Origin of the sequence: Rhizobium sp. CB3171, assembly GCF_029714265.1 — a bacterium.
Classification (GTDB): Bacteria; Pseudomonadota; Alphaproteobacteria; order Rhizobiales; family Rhizobiaceae; genus Rhizobium.
In genome coordinates, this window is record NZ_CP121652.1 from 147321 (window position 1) to 163910 (window position 16590).

Genomic DNA, 16590 nt, shown 5'->3' on the forward strand with positions numbered 1-16590 from the left:
CTGCCTATTTGAGAACATGCAATCCCATGCCAAGGATTTTGTCGTCGATCTCGCCGATCGCCTTCTCGTCCCTGCCGTCATAATCAAGCGCTAGCAGAATGTGACGGATGAGGTTGAGGCGCGCACGACGTTTGTCGTTGGCGTGGATCACCGTCCATGGCGCATAGTCCATATGCGTCTCCTTCAGCATCCGGTCGCGCTTTTCGCTATAGTCCTTCCATTTGGTCAGGGCCGCGATATCCATGGAGGAGAGCTTCCACACGGCGCGCGGATCGTGGCGTCGGTCGTGAAAGCGCTTGAGCTGCATTTCCCTGCCGATATCGAGATAGAATTTGAAGAAGAAAATGCCGTCCTGGACGATGAGCTTTTCCATATGCGGGGTCTGCTTCAGGAATTGCTCGTATTGCTCCTGCGTGCAGAAGCCCATGACCGGCTCGACACCGGCGCGGTTATACCAGGAACGATCGAACAGCACGAATTCGCCCGCTGTCGGGAACTGGGCGACATAGCGCTGGAAATACCATTGCCCGGCTTCGCGGTCGGTCGGCTTGGTCAGCGCCACGGCGCGCGCAAGGCGGGGGTTCATATGTGCCGACGTTGCCGCGATCGCACCACCCTTGCCGGCGGCGTCGCGGCCTTCGAAGAGCGCCATCACCCGCTTACCGGTCGCCTGCAGCCAGAACTGCACTTTGATGAGCTCGATCTGCAGCTTTTCCAGCTCTTCCAGATACTCTTCTTCCTTTAGCTTCTTCTTGTAGGGATAGCCGCCGGAAGCAAGCGCCTCGTCGTCGATCCAGTCTGGCAGCACAGGGTCATCGACATCGAATATGCGCGTCTTGCCATGCATATCCAGCTCCACCGCACGGCTTTTCACGTCCTCTGCCATGTGCTCTGCTCCTCCGCAATTTACGCCATCTTAACGATATCTGCCCGTGCGGCAAAAAAAGCCTCACGGGCAAGTTGGGTCATTTATCCAGTATTTTCAAGCCTTTTGCGGACATCCTCATTCGCCGGCTACATTTATTGTTGTCAGTTGCGGGCTTGTGTGGATAGAGCCAAAAACTTCTGTCATGAATCCCCGCTAAGACCCGGAGTCTTGGATTCCGCTATGACAGGCGAAGGGACGGGTACACTTGGAAGACGAATGGTCATTCCTCAGAAAGCTGGCTGCACGGCTGCGGCAGGAGATCGCCATGCTGATTCTGGCGACGCTGATCGCCGTTTTGGCGCTTATCGAGGGTATCAATACGGGCATCGTTTTCTGGCTCTGGGTGGTCGTTGCGATCGTCGCGCTGATTCGCCGGCCGCTCATTGAGAAGGCCGCGCCGCCGGCACCCGTCGAGATGGTTCCTACCGATCCGCAAACCGTGCTTCGTACCGTGTTCTCCGGCCTTGCCGCGCTCGACGTGCCGGTGCTGATCATCGACCGCGAGGCGTCCGTTCTGATGCAGAATGCCGCCGCCGAGAAGGCGTTCGGCGCCTTTCCGCTCAATGCTCATATCTCCGCCAAGCTGCGCTCCCCAGGCGTGCTCGACATGGTGCGCGAGACGATCACCACCAATACGCCGAACCAGATCGAACATTCCGAGCGCCTGCCGTCCGAGCGCGTTTATGTCGTCCGCATCGCCCCGTTCGATCTGCCGGAAACCGACATCGAGCCCGGCACCTTCTTTGCGCTGTCTTTCCGCGATATCTCCGAACTCCGCCATATCGACCGCATGCGCTCCGATTTCGTCGCCAACGCCAGCCATGAGCTGCGCACGCCGCTCGCCTCGCTCCGCGGTTTCATCGAAACCATCCAGGGGCCGGCCAAGGCGGATCCGAAGGCGCAGCAGCGCTTCCTCGGCATCATGTTCGACCAGACGACGCGCATGAGCCGCCTGGTCGACGATCTCCTGTCGCTGTCGCGGCTGGAGCTGAAATCGCACATCGCGCCGGATCAGAAGGTCGATCTCGTGCCGTTGCTCGGCCATGTCCGCGACGCGCTGCTGCCGCTTGCCGACGATCTCGACGTTACCATCAATCTGCATCTGCCGCCGGGGAAGGTGGAGGTGCTGGGTGATCGCGACGAACTGGTGCAGGTCTTCGAAAACCTGATCGAGAATGCTTGCAAATATGGTCAGGAAGGGAAGGTGGTCGAGGTTTCCGTCTTGAACGAACTGGGCCAGGCCGTCGAGGTCATCATCTCGGACAGAGGGCCGGGCATCCCGGCGGAACACGTGCCGCGCCTGACGGAGCGCTTCTATCGCGTCAATGTAGAAGACAGCCGCTCGAAAAAAGGCACCGGCCTCGGGCTCGCCATCGTCAAGCACATTCTCACCCGTCACCGCGCACGGCTTATCGTCAAGTCGGAAGTCGGGAAAGGAACGGACTTTACGGTCCGCTTCTGAACGCCTTCGTAAATCACCCCTTTTCGGCGCAACTTCATTGATAAATTTCAAGGGGTTGATCTGTCATAATTGTTTCACTCGCCTGACATAAAAGGGCGGTGCTTTGACCGCTAAAAAGAGATGTTGAACAGGCGGATGCTCCGTTCGCCGTCGCGCTCTTCAAAGCCCGTCAGGGAGGGTTCACCATGGACACGTTGAAACTGTCTGTCATCGCGTTGGTTGCATCCGCCGCTTTCGCTGGCGCCGCCGCGGCCCGTGATCAGATTCAGATTTCAGGTTCCTCCACCGTATTCCCCTATGCCAAGATCGTTGCCGAGAGTTTTGGTGAGACCTTCACGAATTTCAAAACGCCGGTCGTTGAATCCGGCGGCTCCGGTGCCGGTCTCAAGGAATTCTGCAAGGGCGTCGGCCCCGATTCCATCGATATCGCCAATTCGTCGCGCCCCATCAAGGCTAGCGAGGTCGAGGCCTGCAAGGCTGCCGGCGTTGCCGATATCCAGCAGGTCAAGATCGGCTACGACGGCATCGTCTTCGCTTTCGACAAAAGCAATCCCGACATGAAATTCGTGCCGGCCGATCTCTATAAGGCGCTGGCGGCCGAAGTCGTGGTGAACGGCAAGTTGGTTCCCAATCCTTATAAGAAGTGGTCGGAGATCAATCCGGCCCTGCCGGCCTTTGAGATTGAAGCCTATATTCCGGGTGAGAAGCATGGCACGCGCGAGGTCTTCGAAGAGAAGGTGCTCGCCGCCGGCTGCAAGGGCTCCGGTGCGCTCGACGTCATCAAGGCGACCGTCTCCGATCCCGATCAGCAGACCAAGAAATGCGTCGCGGTGCGCAAGGACGGGGCAGCGGTCGATATCGACGGCGATTATCCCGAGACGCTCGCCCGCATCGACGCCAACAAGCATGGCATCGGCGTCTTCGGCCTCTACTTCTATCAGAACAATGCCGACAAGCTGAAGGTCGCGCCGGTGAGCGGCATCGTGCCCTCGGGCGAAACCATCGCCGACGGCACTTATCCAGTGTCGCGGCCGCTATTCTTCTACGTCAAGAAGGCGCATCTCGGCGTCATTCCGGGCCTGAAGGAATATGTCGACTTCTTCACGAGCGATCAGATGATCGGACCGGACAGCCCGCTTGCCGAATACGGCCTGGTGCCGGCGCCGGATTCCGAGCGTGACCAGATTCGCAAGGATTTCGCGGACGGGAAGATCATGTGATTGCATAAGGACTGCCCGTCGGCGCGGCTTGCCGCCGTGCCGGCGTTCGCCGGGGAATGGGAATGAGTTTGTCACTGCTGCTGTTGTGTCTGTCGATCATCGGCGCCTTTGCTTTCGTGCTGGGGCGGACGAGAGCGGCTGCGCTGTCGGGCAACAGATCCTCGGCCATGCATTCGCGGCTTGGATACCACGGCGCCTATGCGGCCATCTGGGCGGTATTGCCGGCGTTGGCGTTGATCTGCGCCTGGCTGGTGGTCAGCCCGCAGGTTATCGACCGTTTCGTGGTCGAATCCTTTCCGGAGGAGGTGAAATCCCTCTCGACCGCCGAACTTAAGCTCACCTACGGCATAGTGCGCAGCATAGCCCATGGCATGCGCCAGCTCGATGACCGGGACCTTGCCAACGTCGCCAACGGCTCGGCCGATCTGCAATTGGTCCTGGCACAGAAAGGCATCCCGCTCGCTATCCGGCCGACCGGCTATATGATAGACGCCGCCAATAAATATAACGGCATGCGGCATGTGAGCCATGTCGTCATGTCCGTGGCGGCCATCATTCTTTCGTTGTTCGGTGCCATCCACGGCCTGCGTGCCATCGCGCCGCGTTTTCGCGCCCGCAACCGGGTGGAACAGGTCATTCTCGGCGGCCTGATCATTGCCTCTTCCATCGCCGTGCTGACGACGGTCGGCATCGTCGCTTCGATGTTGTCGGAGGCCGCCCGCTTCTTCAACATAGTCCCGGCTGCCGAGTTCTTCTTCGGTACCGTCTGGGACCCGCGCTTCACCGGCGCCGGCTCACAAACGTCTGGCACGTTCGGTCTCATTCCGTTGCTGGCCGGAACGCTCTATATCGGCTTCGTCGCCATGCTGGTCGCCGTTCCCGTCGGGTTGTTTGCCGCGATTTACATGGCCGAATATGCCTCGGCGCGAGTGCGCTCCGTCGCCAAACCGATGCTCGAAGTATTGGCCGGCATTCCGACCATCGTCTATGGCTTCTTTGCGCTCGTCACGGTAGGGCCTTTCCTGAGAGATATCTCGGCTGATCTCAATGGCTTGCTGACCGGCAATTATGCCAATTTCATCGAGGCGCAGAGCGTGCTGACCGCCGGCCTCGTCATGGGCGTCATGCTCATTCCCTATGTCTCCTCTCTGTCCGACGACATCATCATGGCCGTGCCGCGGTCGCTGCGCGACGGCTCGCTCGGCCTTGGCGCCACGCGCTCGGAAACGGTCAAGCGCGTTCTCCTGCCGGCGGCCCTTCCGGGCATCGTCGGCGCGCTGCTGATGACGGCGTCACGGGCGATCGGCGAGACCATGATCGTGGTATTGGCCGCCGGCGTTGCCGCCCGCATGCAGCTCGATCCTTTTGAGCCGATGACGACGGTCACGGTGAAGATTGTCAGTCAGTTGACCGGCGATCCGGAATTCACATCGCCGCAGACACTGGTTGCCTTCGCACTCGGCATAACGCTGTTCTGTCTGACCCTTTGCCTGAATGTCTACGCGCTTTACGTCGTCCGCCGCTACCGGGAGCAATACGAATGAGCGATGTCGTATCCTCCCAGGCACCGAATATGTCGCGCGGATTGACGCCAGGCGCTCCGGCGCGGCGGGATATCGGCATCAAGCGACGTTATGCGGCCGAGCGGCGTTTTCGTGCCTATGGGATGGCCGCCGTCATTTTCGGACTGGTTTTCCTGATTATTCTCGTCTCGACCGTTGTCCGCAACGGCTACACTGCCTTCGTGCAGACCTCCATCGCCCTGCCGATCGAGTTCACCGAGAAGGTCATCGATCCCATAGGCAAGGGGGCCAGTGATCCGAAGGTCCTGATATCAGCCAACTATACGGCGCTGGTACGCGACGCCGTGGTGAAGGCGCTGGGCATCGATCCTTCCAATCGGGCGCTCGTGCGCCAGGCGATGGAAATGGTATCGGACGGCGCACGCATTGCATTGCGCGACAAGGTCGTGGCCGATCCCTCTGTCATCGGAAAGACGGTGAAGGTCACTTTCCTCGCCAGTGCCAATATCGACTCTGCCTACAAGGGACAGATCGACCTGACGGCGGACGAAAAGGACCGCAAGGTCTCCGACCAGCAACTCGCCTGGATGAGGCAGCTCGCCGCCGCCGGCGCCCTGCACGAGGCGTTTAATACCGGTCTGTTCCTGTCCGGCAATTCCAGTCGCCCGGAGGCCGCGGGTCTCGGCGTCGCGCTAATCGGCTCGCTCTATCTCATGTTGACCGTGCTGGTCTTGGCGCTGCCGGTCGGCGTCGCCGCCTCGATCTACCTTGAGGAATTCGCGCCGAAGAACCGGTTGACGGATCTGATCGAGGTCAACATCAACAATCTCGCCGCGGTGCCGTCGATCGTCTACGGCCTGCTCGGCCTCTCGGTCTTCATCAACTTTATGGGCCTGCCGCGTTCCGCCTCGCTGGTCGGCGGGCTGGTGCTGAGCCTGATGACGCTGCCGATGATCATCATCGCCACCCGCTCGGCATTGCGCGCCGTGCCGCCGTCGATCCGCAGTGCCGCGCTCGGGCTTGGCGCATCGCGCATGCAGATGGTTTTCCATCACGTCTTGCCGCTCGCCATGCCGGGTATCCTGACGGGTACGATCCTCGGCCTTGCCCATGCGCTCGGCGAGACGGCGCCGCTGCTTCTGATCGGCATGGTCGCCTTCGTCGCCAACTATCCGAGAGGGCCGCTCGATCCTTCGACGGCCCTGCCGGTGCAAATCTACATGTGGGCGAGCGAAGCCGAGCGCGCCTTTGTCGAAAGAACCTCCGGGGCCATTATCGTCCTGCTCTTCTTCCTTGTTGCGATGAACATCGGGGCCATCCTGCTACGCCGTCGCTTTGAGCGGCGCTGGTGACGGGAGGCGATGGAATGAACATGATGACGGAAGCCGCGAGCGAAAAAGCACTGGCCAAGAAGATGATGACGATCCCCTACAAGATGATCGGTCAGGCCGTCTCGGTCCATTATGGCGAGAAGCGCGCGCTGTTCGACGTGGATCTGAACATCCGCGCCAACACTGTCACCGCGCTGATCGGTCCTTCCGGCTGCGGCAAGTCCACCTTCCTGCGTTGCCTCAACCGCATGAACGATACGATAGACACCTGCCGCGTCACCGGCAAAATCACGCTCGACGATCAGGATATCTACGACAACTCAATCGATGTCGTCGAGCTGCGTGCCCGCGTCGGCATGGTGTTTCAGAAGCCCAATCCGTTTCCGAAGTCGATCTACGAGAATGTGGCCTATGGTCCGCGTATCCATGGGCTGCATCGGTCCAAGAGCGATCTCGACCATATCGTCGAAACCAGTCTGCAGAAGGCCGGGCTGTGGGGCGAGGTGAAGGACCGGCTCTATGATGCCGGCACTAGCCTCTCAGGCGGTCAGCAGCAACGCCTCTGCATCGCCCGCGCCGTCGCCGTCAGTCCCGAGGTCATTCTCATGGACGAGCCGTGCTCCGCGCTCGATCCGATCGCCACCGCCAAAGTCGAGGAACTCATTCATGAGCTGCGGGAAAACTTCACGATCGTCATCGTGACGCATTCCATGCAGCAGGCAGCCCGCGTTTCGCAACGTACCGCAATGTTTCATCTCGGCCATCTGGTCGAGGAGAACGATACCGATAAGATGTTCACCAATCCCGATGATTACCGCACGCAGGATTACATCATGGGCCGTTTTGGCTGATGATGCTCCCCGCGCGGTTCCTTTCACATCTTTCACCTAGAGGATAAAAAAATGGTCTCAACACACATTCTCTCCGCTTACGACGAAGACCTGAAGTTCCTGACGCGCCGCATTTCCGAAATGGGCGGCCTGGCGGAGCAGATGGTCAGCGACAGCGTCCGCGCCCTGGTAAACGGCGATGCCAGCCTTGCGCAGAAGGTCATCTCCGATGACGTCATTCTCGACCACGCCGAGCGCGAAGTCGGCGACAAGGCGATCGTCACCATCGCCCGCCGTCAGCCGATGGCTGCGGACCTGCGTGAAATCATGGGCTCCATCCGCATCGCCGCCGATCTGGAGCGCGTCGGCGATCTCGGCAAGAACACCGCAAAGCGCGTCATCGCCGTGCAGGGCACCGGCGTTCCGCGTCGTCTCGCCCGCGGCATCGAACACCTCTCCGAACTGGCGCTCGTCCAGCTCAAGGAAGTGCTCGACGTCTACTCGACCCGTTTACCTGACAAGGCCGTGTCGATCCGCGAACGCGACGAGGAAATCGACGCCATGTACACCTCGCTCTTCCGCGAGATGCTGACCTACATGATGGAAGATCCGCGCAACATCACCACCTGCACGCATCTTCTTTTCTGCGCCAAGAACATCGAGCGCATCGGCGACCATGCCACGAACATCGCCGAGACGATCTATTACATGGCGACCGGTGCCCAGCCCGAAGGCGAGCGCCCGAAGGACGATACCGCCAACACCGTCGGTTCGGTAACGGAATAAAGTAGACACCAAGAGAAGGAGACCAGAGGCGCATGGTTCCGAGAGTTGCTGTTGTAGAAGACGAGGAAGCGCTAAGCGTTCTGCTGCGCTATAATCTCGAGGCCGAGGGCTTCGAGGTCGACACTATCCTGAGAGGCGACGAAGCTGAGCTGCGCCTCCAGGAGCGCATCCCCGATCTTCTGATCCTCGATTGGATGCTCCCCGGCGTGTCCGGCATCGAGCTCTGCCGTCGGCTGCGCATGCGGCCGGAGACGGAGCGCCTGCCGATCATCATGCTCACCGCTCGCGGCGAGGAAAGCGAGCGCGTGCGCGGCCTTTCCACCGGCGCGGACGACTATGTCGTCAAGCCGTTCTCGACGCCGGAACTGATGGCCCGCGTCAAGGCGATGTTGCGCCGAGCCCGCCCGGAGGTCCTGTCCACGGTACTGCGCTGCGGCGATATCGAACTGGACCGCGAAACCCATCGCGTCCACCGAAAGAGCCGTGAAGTGCGGTTGGGGCCGACGGAATTCCGCCTTCTGGAATTCCTGATGTCGTCCCCCGGCCGCGTCTTCTCTCGGTCTCAGTTGCTCGACGGCGTGTGGGGGCATGATATCTATGTCGACGAACGCACCGTCGACGTGCATGTCGGCCGCCTGCGCAAGGCGCTGAATTTCTCCAACATGCAGGACGTCATCCGCACCGTTCGCGGCGCGGGTTATTCCATGGAGGCCTGATGGGGGAGGCCTGATCGGGGCAACCCGATTGGCCATCCAACATAGCGGCGGAAACAGAAAACGGGCCTTTCGGCCCGTTTTTCCTTTGTCTGGTGTGGTTCAGTGCGCGGCCCGGCGCCGGTCATGCACCGGCTGATAGGCCAGCCGCTGATGGTAGGTGCAGTAGGGCGAAGAGTCCGGGCTGTCATTGCCGCAGAAGTGAAAATCTTCCTTCAGCGGGTCGCCGACCGGCCACTTGCAGGTGCGCTCCGTGAGCTCCGTCAGGCCGAGGCGGCGCGAGATCGGAACGACCACATTGGCGGCCGGACGATATTCGACTTCGCTGACCGTATCGATCTCGACCTCTTCCTTGAGCATCGTCGCACCCTGCTGGCGGGTAACCGTGCGGGTTGCAACGCGCGAGGCGTAATTCGGCGCGCGTGGGGCCGAGGTATTGCGCTTCGGCGCTCGAGCTGTGGTTGCCGCACCACCGGCCTTCGCTCGGCCCGGCAGGCTCAAGCGATGCACTTTGCCGATGACGGCATTACGGCTGACACCACCGAGCTGTGCCGCGATCTGGCTGGCGCTCAAACCTTCGGACCACAGCTTTTTCAGCTTCTCGACGCGTTCGTCTGTCCAATTCATGCCCTGTCTCCGCTATCGCGTTTCTGATGGCAGAATCCCTCACCATTGCCTCGAATTGGGTCGAGGCGTGAAACGCTTTAAAATTGTGGTGACTAGTTCCGCCGCATGCAGTCTAGTAATTGGTTTTTAACCTAGTGTGAGGCTGACTCCGTGACAAGAGTCGCGGGAATCTTGAGGAATCGATTTCGAGGTTTTCCCCAACTTGCTATACGTGAGTGGCATTTATGCAATATAAGTTGTCGAAGACATGCCATCCATCGAGAGGCGCTCTGCCGCACCTGCTAAATCGCCAGTTTTGTTGACATCGCAGTGCAAAACATCAATAGTGCCCATGCCGCCGCAAGGCGGCATTTTTGATTTTTCCGGGCCCGTTTCATTCGAAGGAAACGATTGGCCCTAAAGGTTGTGATCGAGGAGAATGCGCCATGGCTGAAACCGCGCCGCTTTATGACACCTATATGCGTGCTCCGCTGCGGTTCGAGCGAGGCGAGGGCGTGTGGCTGATCACGGAGACCGGCGAGCGTTATCTCGATTTCGCCGCGGGCGTCGCGGTGAATTCGCTTGGCCACGCCCATCCACATCTGGTTGCAGAGCTGAAGTCGCAGGCCGATAAGGTCTGGCACCTGTCCAACCTCTATGAGGTGCCGGGTCAGGAGAAATTGTCGAAGCGCCTGACGGAGGCGACCTTCGCCGATAAGGTATTCTTCACCAATTCCGGTGCGGAGGCGCTGGAATGCGCCATCAAGACGGCGCGTCGCTACCAGTTCTACAAGGGTCATCCCGAGAAATTCCATATCATCACCTTCGAAGGCGCCTTCCATGGCCGCACGATCGCGACGATCGCCGCCGGAGGCCAGGAAAAGTACCTCGAAGGTTTCGGCCCGAAGGCGCCCGGCTTCGACCAGGTGCCTTTCGGCGATCTCGACGCGGTGCGTGCCGCCATCACCGATGCGACAGCCGCGATCCTGATCGAGCCCGTGCAGGGCGAGGGCGGTATCCGCCCGGCGACCAACGAGTTCCTGCGCGGCCTGCGTCAGATTTGCGATGAGAATGGCCTGCTTCTGGTCCTCGACGAGGTTCAGACCGGCGTCGGACGCACCGGCAAGCTCTTTGCCCATGAATGGGCCGGCATCACGCCTGACATCATGGCCGTCGCCAAGGGCATCGGCGGTGGCTTTCCGCTCGGTGCCTGCCTTGCGACCGCGGAAGCGGCCGCAGGCATGAAGGCGGGCACGCATGGCTCGACCTATGGCGGCAATCCGCTCGCCATGGCGGTCGGCAACGCCGTGCTCGATGTCGTGCTATCAGACGGTTTCCTGCAGCATGTGCGCGATGTTGCGTTGGTGTTCCGCCAGGGCTTGGCCTCGCTCAAGGATCGTTTTCCGGATATTATCGAGGATGTTCGCGGCGAAGGGTTGTTGCTCGGCATCAAGGCGGCCATTCCCCAGGCGGACCTGCTGCAGGCGATCCGCGCCGAACATCTGCTGGGTGTGCCGGCCGGCGACAACGTCATCCGTCTGCTGCCGCCGCTGGTGGTCACGGCCGAGGAGGCGCGCGAAGGCATTGCCCGCATCGAACGTGCCGCCGAAAGCCTGCGTGCCGCCCGCGTCAAGAAGTCGGCTTGAGTTCAGCGCCCGCTGATCGGGGGCGTTGTTGCCCCACGGCGGGCGTTATCATTTTTGGAGTACAGGTAGGGACATGGCTTCACCGAAACACTTTCTCGATCTCTCGGCCGTCGCGGCTGCCGATCTGCGCAGCATCATCGACGATGCCATCGTGCGAAAGCAGGCGCTGAAGGCAGGTGCGGCCGACAAGCCGCTCGCCGGCAAGATGCTGGCGATGATCTTCGAGAAGCCATCCACCCGCACCCGCGTCTCCTTCGATGTCGGCATGCGCCAGCTCGGCGGCGAGACGCTGTTCCTGTCCGGCACGGAAATGCAGCTTGGCCGCGCCGAGACGATCGGCGATACGGCAAAGGTGCTGTCGCGCTATGTCGACGCCATCATGATCCGCACGACCGAACATTCGCGCCTGTTGGAACTCGCCCAGCACGCGACCGTGCCGGTCATCAACGCTCTCACCGACGACACGCATCCCTGCCAGATCATGGCCGACATCATGACCTTCGAGGAGCATCGCGGTCCGATCAAGGGCAAGACCATCGCCTGGACCGGCGACGGCAACAACGTGCTGCATTCGCTGGTCGAAGGGGCTGCCCGTTTCGGCTATCGCATGAACATGGCCGTACCCCTTGGTTCCGAGCCGAAGGATCACTATCTGAACTGGGCCCGCAACGAGGGCGCCGAAATCATGCTCTCGCATGATGCTGACCGTGCGGTCGCCGGCGCCGATTGTGTGGTAACCGATACCTGGGTTTCCATGAATCAGGAGCACCGGGCCCGCGGTCACAATGTCTTCCAGCCCTATCAGGTCAACGCGGCTTTGATGGCACAGGCCGGCAAGGACGCGTTGTTCATGCATTGCCTGCCCGCCCATCGCGGGGAGGAAGTGACGGACGAGGTGATCGACGGTCCGCAATCCGTTGTTTTCGATGAGGCGGAAAACCGCCTTCATGCGCAAAAGTCGATTCTTGCTTGGTGCCTGGGCGCGATCTGAAGATATAGAACCGCGTTTGATGTCGCGGGCGCAGTAGGAGTAGAGCAATGGCGGAAAGTGCAGCCTCGCTGGGTCAATTCGATTTTGCCGGCGACGATCATGTCGTTCCCTTCCAGGTAGAGGGTCTTGATGTCCGTGGCCGCGCCGTGCAGCTTGGGCCGCTGTTGGACGCAATTCTCGCCCGGCACAGCTATCCGGCCCCGGTTGCCCGGCTGCTGGCCGAGGCGGTGGTGCTGACCGTGTTGCTCGGCACGTCACTGAAGTTCGAGGGCAAGTTCACCGTGCAGACGAAGAGCGACGGGCCGGTCGACCTTCTGGTCGCCGATTTCTCGACGCCGGAGAACGTCCGCGCCTATGCCCGCTTCGATGACGAGGCGCTGGCCAAGGCCGTGGCTGCCGGCAAGACCGAACCGGAACAACTACTTGGCAAGGGCGTCCTCGCCTTCACCATCGATCAGGGTCGCTTCAGCCAGCCCTATCAGGGGATCGTCGCGCTTGACGGCGCGTCGCTCGAGGAGATCGCCGGCACCTATTTCCGCCAGTCGGAACAGATCCCGACGCGTGTCCGCCTCGGGGCCGCCGAATTGTTCGATCGCGATGAGGCCGGCAAGCCGCGCCATCGCTGGCGGGCGGGCGGCCTTGTAGCGCAGTTTCTGCCGGAAGCTCCGGAGCGCATGCGCCAGCCGGACTTCCACGGCGGCGACGGCGACACCAGCCTGCGCGCACACGTCGAGGATGACGCCTGGGCGGAAGCCCGCTCGCTGGTCGAGACCATCGACGCCGACGAATTGACCGATCCGCAGGTCGGTACCGAGCGTTTGCTGTTCCGTCTCTTCCATGAGCGCGGCGTGCGCGTTTATGAGCCCAAGGCAGTTTTTGACCGCTGCACCTGTTCGCGCGATAAGCTGAAGGGTGTGTTGCGGGGGTTCTCCGCCGAGGAGGTCGAAGCGAGCCAGGAGAACGGCGAAATCGCCGTCACCTGCGAGTTCTGCTCGACGACCTATCGCTTCGAGGTGTCCGAGGTGACGGCCGCCTGAGCAATCTCAGGAAAGTGCGAAGAGCAAAATGGAGCGGTGAGGCGATGCCGTGAAAGGCCGACCGCTCCAGCGAGCTTCAGTTCAGCGTCCGCAGCAGGTTGGGCGTATCCAGCGAGAAGGCGGGGATCTTGACGTGAAACAGCTTCCCGTCATCCGTCTCCATCTGATAGTGGCCGAACATCATGCCCGATGGCGTGTCGAGCGGGCAGCCTGAGGAATATTCATAGGTATCGCCGGGCCGCAGCCTGGGCTGCTCGCCCACGACGCCCGGCCCGGTCACCTCATCCACCATGCCGTTCTGATCGGTGATGTGCCAATAGCGCGTCACCAGCCGCACGGTGACGGTCGAGTGGTTGGAAATGATGATGCGGTAACCCCAGACGTAACGATCGTCTTCCGGATCGGATTGCTCCTCCAGATAAAAGGGTTCGACAACAACTTCGATGTCGTGTGTTAGTGCGCGATACATGCCTGACACCTTGGTCACTACTCCGAAACGTCGCGCGCTCAAACGAACGCACAAAGGACGCTCCAGCATTTAAGTCTAGGGCACCTTATCCGCTTTCTATGATCCCACGGAAAGCGGGATACTTAGGGGTATCCTATAAAGCGACCTGTTCCGTCAAGGAATGGATTGGTGAAAACGCCTTTGACGGATTAAACCATTCGGATTTTCAGATGTTAGGAATAACTCTAAAGGTTAATTGTCGGCGGTCGAAAGTATAGGCGCACGGTTCGTTTTCGAGATGTGTAAGCCCGCCCGAACAATATTCGGGCGGGTTTGGGTAGATATAGTCAGGCGGAAACTTGTGCCAGAGCGCGGGCGAAATCCTCGACCAGATCTTCGCTGTCCTCGATCCCCGCGGAAAAGCGCACCGTTCCCGGCGAAATGCCGAGTTCGGCACGGGCTTCGTCGGTGAGGTTCTTGTGCGTGGTGGTGGCGGGATGGGTGATCAGGCTCTTGGAGTCGCCGAGATTGTTGGAAATCTTGACGATCTCCAGCGCGTTCTGCAGCTTGAAGGCCGCTTCCTTGCCGCCCTTCAGCTCGAAGGCCACCAGCGTCGAGCCGCCGGTCATCTGCTTGGCGATGATGTCTGCCTGCGGATGGTCCTTGCGGCCGGGATAGATCACCTTGCCGACCTTGCTCTGTTCCGCGAGGAAGTCGGCGACCTTGGCGGCATTCTGCGTCTGCTGCTTGACGCGCAGCGGGAGCGTTTCGATGCCCTTCAGCAGCGTCCAGGCAGTGAACGGCGACATGGCCGGACCGGTGTGGCGGAAATAATCGTGCAGGTTTTCGTCGATCCACTGCTTGTCGGAGAGGATGACGCCGCCGAGCGAGCGGCCCTGGCCGTCGATGTGTTTGGTCGCGGAATAGACGACGATGTGCGCACCGAGCTCCAGAGGCTTCTGGAACAGCGGCGTTGCGAAGACGTTGTCGACCACGACCTTGGCGTCGATCTGGTTGGCGAGCTTGGCGACGGCGGCGATATCCACGACTTCCAGCGTCGGGTTGGTCGGGCTTTCCAGGAAGAACACCTTGGTATTCGGTCGGATGGCCTTTTCCCAGTTCTCGATGAAGCGGCCATCGACCAGCGTGCATTCGATGCCGTATTTCGGCGCCAGCGTCTCGACCACCCAGCGGCAGGAGCCGAACAGGGCGCGGGCCGCGACGATATGATCGCCAGCCTTCAACTGGCAAAGGATGGCGGCGGAAACGGCGGCCATGCCGGAAGCGGTGGCGCGGGCATCTTCGGCACCTTCAAGAGCGCACATGCGCTTCTCGAACATGTCGTTGGTGGGGCTGCCGTAGCGGGCGTAGATGAAGCCATCCGTCTCACCCTTGAAACGGGCTTCCGCGGCTTCCGAGGTGTCGTAGACGAAGCCCTGGGTCAGATAGATTGCTTCGGAGGTCTCGCCGAATTGCGAACGGAGCGTTCCGCCGTGAACGAGCTGGGTTGCGGGGCGCCAAGTCTTGCTCATGCCATCACCACTTTCAAAACAAAAAAACCGGTCGCGAAAGCAGACCGGTTTAACCCCGGTCCTTTTAGCCACTTGTTTAACGTGGCTGCAAGCCGACCGGCCAAATCACCACGGGATAAGTTGCAATACTGCCGTTGACCGCTTGCGTCAATTCCCCGAGTTTGGTTTTGTCTGCGGCAAATTATGGAAGAGGCATGATGGCTCGCACTACTGGAATTTTGGCCGATCGCGCAATTGCGGCGCTCTTCGAAGCGGGGCGGCTGACGAGCGAAAAAGAACTGGATGTCGATCAGATCCAGCCGGCGAGCCTTGACTTGAGGCTCAGTGCCCATGCTTTCCGTGTCCGCGCCAGCTTCATGCCCGGCCCGTCGCATCTTGTCGCCGACAAGCTCGACCGGCTGAAGCTGCATGTCGTCGATCTCTCGGAGGGCGCGGTGTTGGAAACCGGCTGTGTCTACATCGTGCCGCTGATGGAGCGGCTCGACCTGCCGGCCGATATGTCCGCCTCCGCCAATCCGAAAAGCTCGACCGGCCGCCTCGATATCTTCACCCGCGTCATCACCGACCGCGCCCAGGAGTTCGACAAGATCCCGGCCGGCTATTCCGGCCCTCTCTATCTCGAAATCAGCCCGCGCACCTTCCCGATCGTCGTTCGTCGCGGCTCACGCCTGTCGCAGATCCGTTTCCGCGTCGGCCAGGCCATGCTCTCCGAGCCGGAATTGCTGGCGCTGCACGAGAGCGAGACGCTGGTCGCCAGCAAGAAGCCGAACGTCACCGGCGGCGGCATAGCGCTCTCGATCGATCTGGCCGGCGACAAGGAAGGCCTGATCGGTTATCGCGGCAAGCACCACACCGCGGTCGTCGATGTCGACAAGAAGGCGCAGCACGATATTTTCGATTTCTGGGAGCCGCTCTATAGCCGCGGCCGCACCGAACTGATCCTCGATCCGGACGAGTTCTATATCCTCGTCTCGCGTGAGGCGGTCCATGTGCCACCGCATTATGCCGCAGAAATGACGCCCTTCGATCCCCTGGTCGGCGAATTCCGCGTTCATTACGCTGGCTTTTTCGACCCCGGCTTCGGCCACGCCCCCGCTGGCGGTCGCGGCAGCCGCGCCGTGCTGGAAGTGCGCAGCCACGAAGTCCCCTTCATCCTCGAAGACAGCCAGATCGTCGGCCGTCTGGTCTACGAGCACATGCTGGAACAGCCCTCCAGCCTCTACGGCTCCGGCCTCGGTTCCAACTATCAGGCGCAGGGCCTCAAGCTGTCGAAGCACTTCCGGCTGTGATCGCCTATTTGGCGGCCTTGACAGAGGCCGCCAACTGTTGGACATCTCTGAATGTCAGGCGGGTGTAGCTCAATGGTAGAGCAGCAGCTTCCCAAGCTGAATACGAGGGTTCGATTCCCTTCACCCGCTCCAGTTCTTCCTTCATAAACAGCTATTTATAGACGGCCTTACCGAGCGCCTACGCACTTGCCTGTCCGGTCCGAACGCGATGGGCGCACAAGCCTGATTTTCGACGACGGCTGGCGCCG

General features: G+C 60.8%; 15 protein-coding genes, 1 tRNA gene and 1 riboswitch. Of the genes, 12 read left to right on the plus strand and 4 right to left on the minus strand.

All coding sequences use genetic code 11. The annotated features are described in order from the left end of the window. Nucleotides 1-4: 4 nt before the first annotated feature. Entirely contained in the window at nt 5-886 is an 882-nt protein-coding gene (ppk2, locus tag QA648_RS00735) for a polyphosphate kinase 2 (RefSeq protein ID WP_104821918.1), read from the minus strand. Nucleotides 887-1193: 307 nt separating this feature from the next. On the opposite strand from ppk2, the gene phoR reads away from it, so the two are divergent. From phoR to phoB, 7 genes are all read left to right on the plus strand, one after another. Next, the gene (phoR, locus tag QA648_RS00740) at nt 1194-2390 is read left to right on the plus strand and encodes a phosphate regulon sensor histidine kinase PhoR (protein ID WP_283048995.1); all 1197 of its coding nucleotides are present in this window, start codon (nt 1194-1196) and stop codon (nt 2388-2390) included. Between the two features lie 185 nt (nt 2391-2575). After that, nucleotides 2576-3610, plus strand: a complete 1035-nt coding sequence (locus tag QA648_RS00745) for a substrate-binding domain-containing protein (RefSeq protein WP_283048997.1) — start codon at nt 2576-2578, stop codon at nt 3608-3610. Between the two features lie 62 nt (nt 3611-3672). Further along, complete coding sequence (gene pstC / locus QA648_RS00750) at nt 3673-5154, plus strand: phosphate ABC transporter permease subunit PstC (RefSeq protein WP_283049000.1); 1482 nt, start codon at nt 3673-3675, stop codon at nt 5152-5154. Beyond that, on the plus strand, nt 5151-6485 hold the full coding sequence (gene pstA, locus QA648_RS00755; RefSeq protein ID WP_104821922.1) for a phosphate ABC transporter permease PstA: 1335 nt from the start codon (nt 5151-5153) through the stop codon (nt 6483-6485). The genes pstC and pstA overlap by 4 nt, the downstream gene beginning before the upstream one ends. Before the next feature lie 14 nt (nt 6486-6499). After that, nucleotides 6500-7315 carry a phosphate ABC transporter ATP-binding protein PstB gene (pstB, locus tag QA648_RS00760; protein WP_283049001.1) on the plus strand — a complete coding sequence of 272 codons (816 nt, stop codon included), beginning with the start codon at nt 6500-6502 and terminating at the stop codon, nt 7313-7315. A gap of 51 nt (nt 7316-7366) precedes the next feature. Beyond that, the gene (gene phoU / locus QA648_RS00765; RefSeq protein ID WP_104821924.1) at nt 7367-8080 is read left to right on the plus strand and encodes a phosphate signaling complex protein PhoU; all 714 of its coding nucleotides are present in this window, start codon (nt 7367-7369) and stop codon (nt 8078-8080) included. 32 nt (nt 8081-8112) lie between these two features. After that, complete coding sequence (gene phoB, locus QA648_RS00770) at nt 8113-8796, plus strand: phosphate regulon transcriptional regulator PhoB (protein WP_004128368.1); 684 nt, start codon at nt 8113-8115, stop codon at nt 8794-8796. Nucleotides 8797-8895: 99 nt separating this feature from the next. Here phoB and QA648_RS00775 read toward each other — a convergent pair whose 3' ends face one another. After that, complete coding sequence (locus QA648_RS00775; protein ID WP_104821925.1) at nt 8896-9420, minus strand: GcrA family cell cycle regulator; 525 nt, start codon at nt 9418-9420, stop codon at nt 8896-8898. A gap of 425 nt (nt 9421-9845) precedes the next feature. Here QA648_RS00775 and QA648_RS00780 point away from each other — a divergent pair, with 425 nt between their 5' ends. The 3 genes from QA648_RS00780 to QA648_RS00790 all read left to right on the plus strand — a co-directional run bounded on the left by QA648_RS00780 (nt 9846) and on the right by QA648_RS00790 (nt 13073). Continuing rightward, nucleotides 9846-11045: an aspartate aminotransferase family protein gene (locus tag QA648_RS00780; RefSeq protein WP_104821926.1), complete on the plus strand. Its 1200-nt coding sequence runs from the start codon at nt 9846-9848 to the stop codon at nt 11043-11045. Between the two features lie 73 nt (nt 11046-11118). Further along, complete coding sequence (argF, locus tag QA648_RS00785) at nt 11119-12036, plus strand: ornithine carbamoyltransferase (RefSeq protein ID WP_104821927.1); 918 nt, start codon at nt 11119-11121, stop codon at nt 12034-12036. A 47-nt stretch (nt 12037-12083) separates the two neighbouring features. Beyond that, nucleotides 12084-13073, plus strand: a complete 990-nt coding sequence (locus QA648_RS00790; RefSeq protein WP_104821928.1) for an Hsp33 family molecular chaperone — start codon at nt 12084-12086, stop codon at nt 13071-13073. Nucleotides 13074-13149: 76 nt separating this feature from the next. Here QA648_RS00790 and apaG read toward each other — a convergent pair whose 3' ends face one another. Further along, the gene (gene apaG, locus QA648_RS00795; RefSeq protein ID WP_104821929.1) at nt 13150-13542 is read right to left on the minus strand and encodes a Co2+/Mg2+ efflux protein ApaG; all 393 of its coding nucleotides are present in this window, start codon (nt 13540-13542) and stop codon (nt 13150-13152) included. A gap of 326 nt (nt 13543-13868) precedes the next feature. Further along, nucleotides 13869-15053 carry an O-succinylhomoserine sulfhydrylase gene (locus QA648_RS00800; RefSeq protein WP_104821930.1) on the minus strand — a complete coding sequence of 395 codons (1185 nt, stop codon included), beginning with the start codon at nt 15051-15053 and terminating at the stop codon, nt 13869-13871. Nucleotides 15054-15096: 43 nt separating this feature from the next. Next, nucleotides 15097-15175, minus strand: a riboswitch (SAM riboswitch). Between the two features lie 72 nt (nt 15176-15247). Between QA648_RS00800 and QA648_RS00805 the strand changes: the two genes are divergently transcribed. Further along, nucleotides 15248-16342 (plus strand): 2'-deoxycytidine 5'-triphosphate deaminase, encoded by a 1095-nt coding sequence (locus QA648_RS00805; protein ID WP_199773514.1) that lies wholly within the window; start codon nt 15248-15250, stop codon nt 16340-16342. Between the two features lie 58 nt (nt 16343-16400). Further along, nucleotides 16401-16474 (plus strand) — tRNA-Gly (locus tag QA648_RS00810). Nucleotides 16475-16590 lie beyond the last annotated feature (116 nt).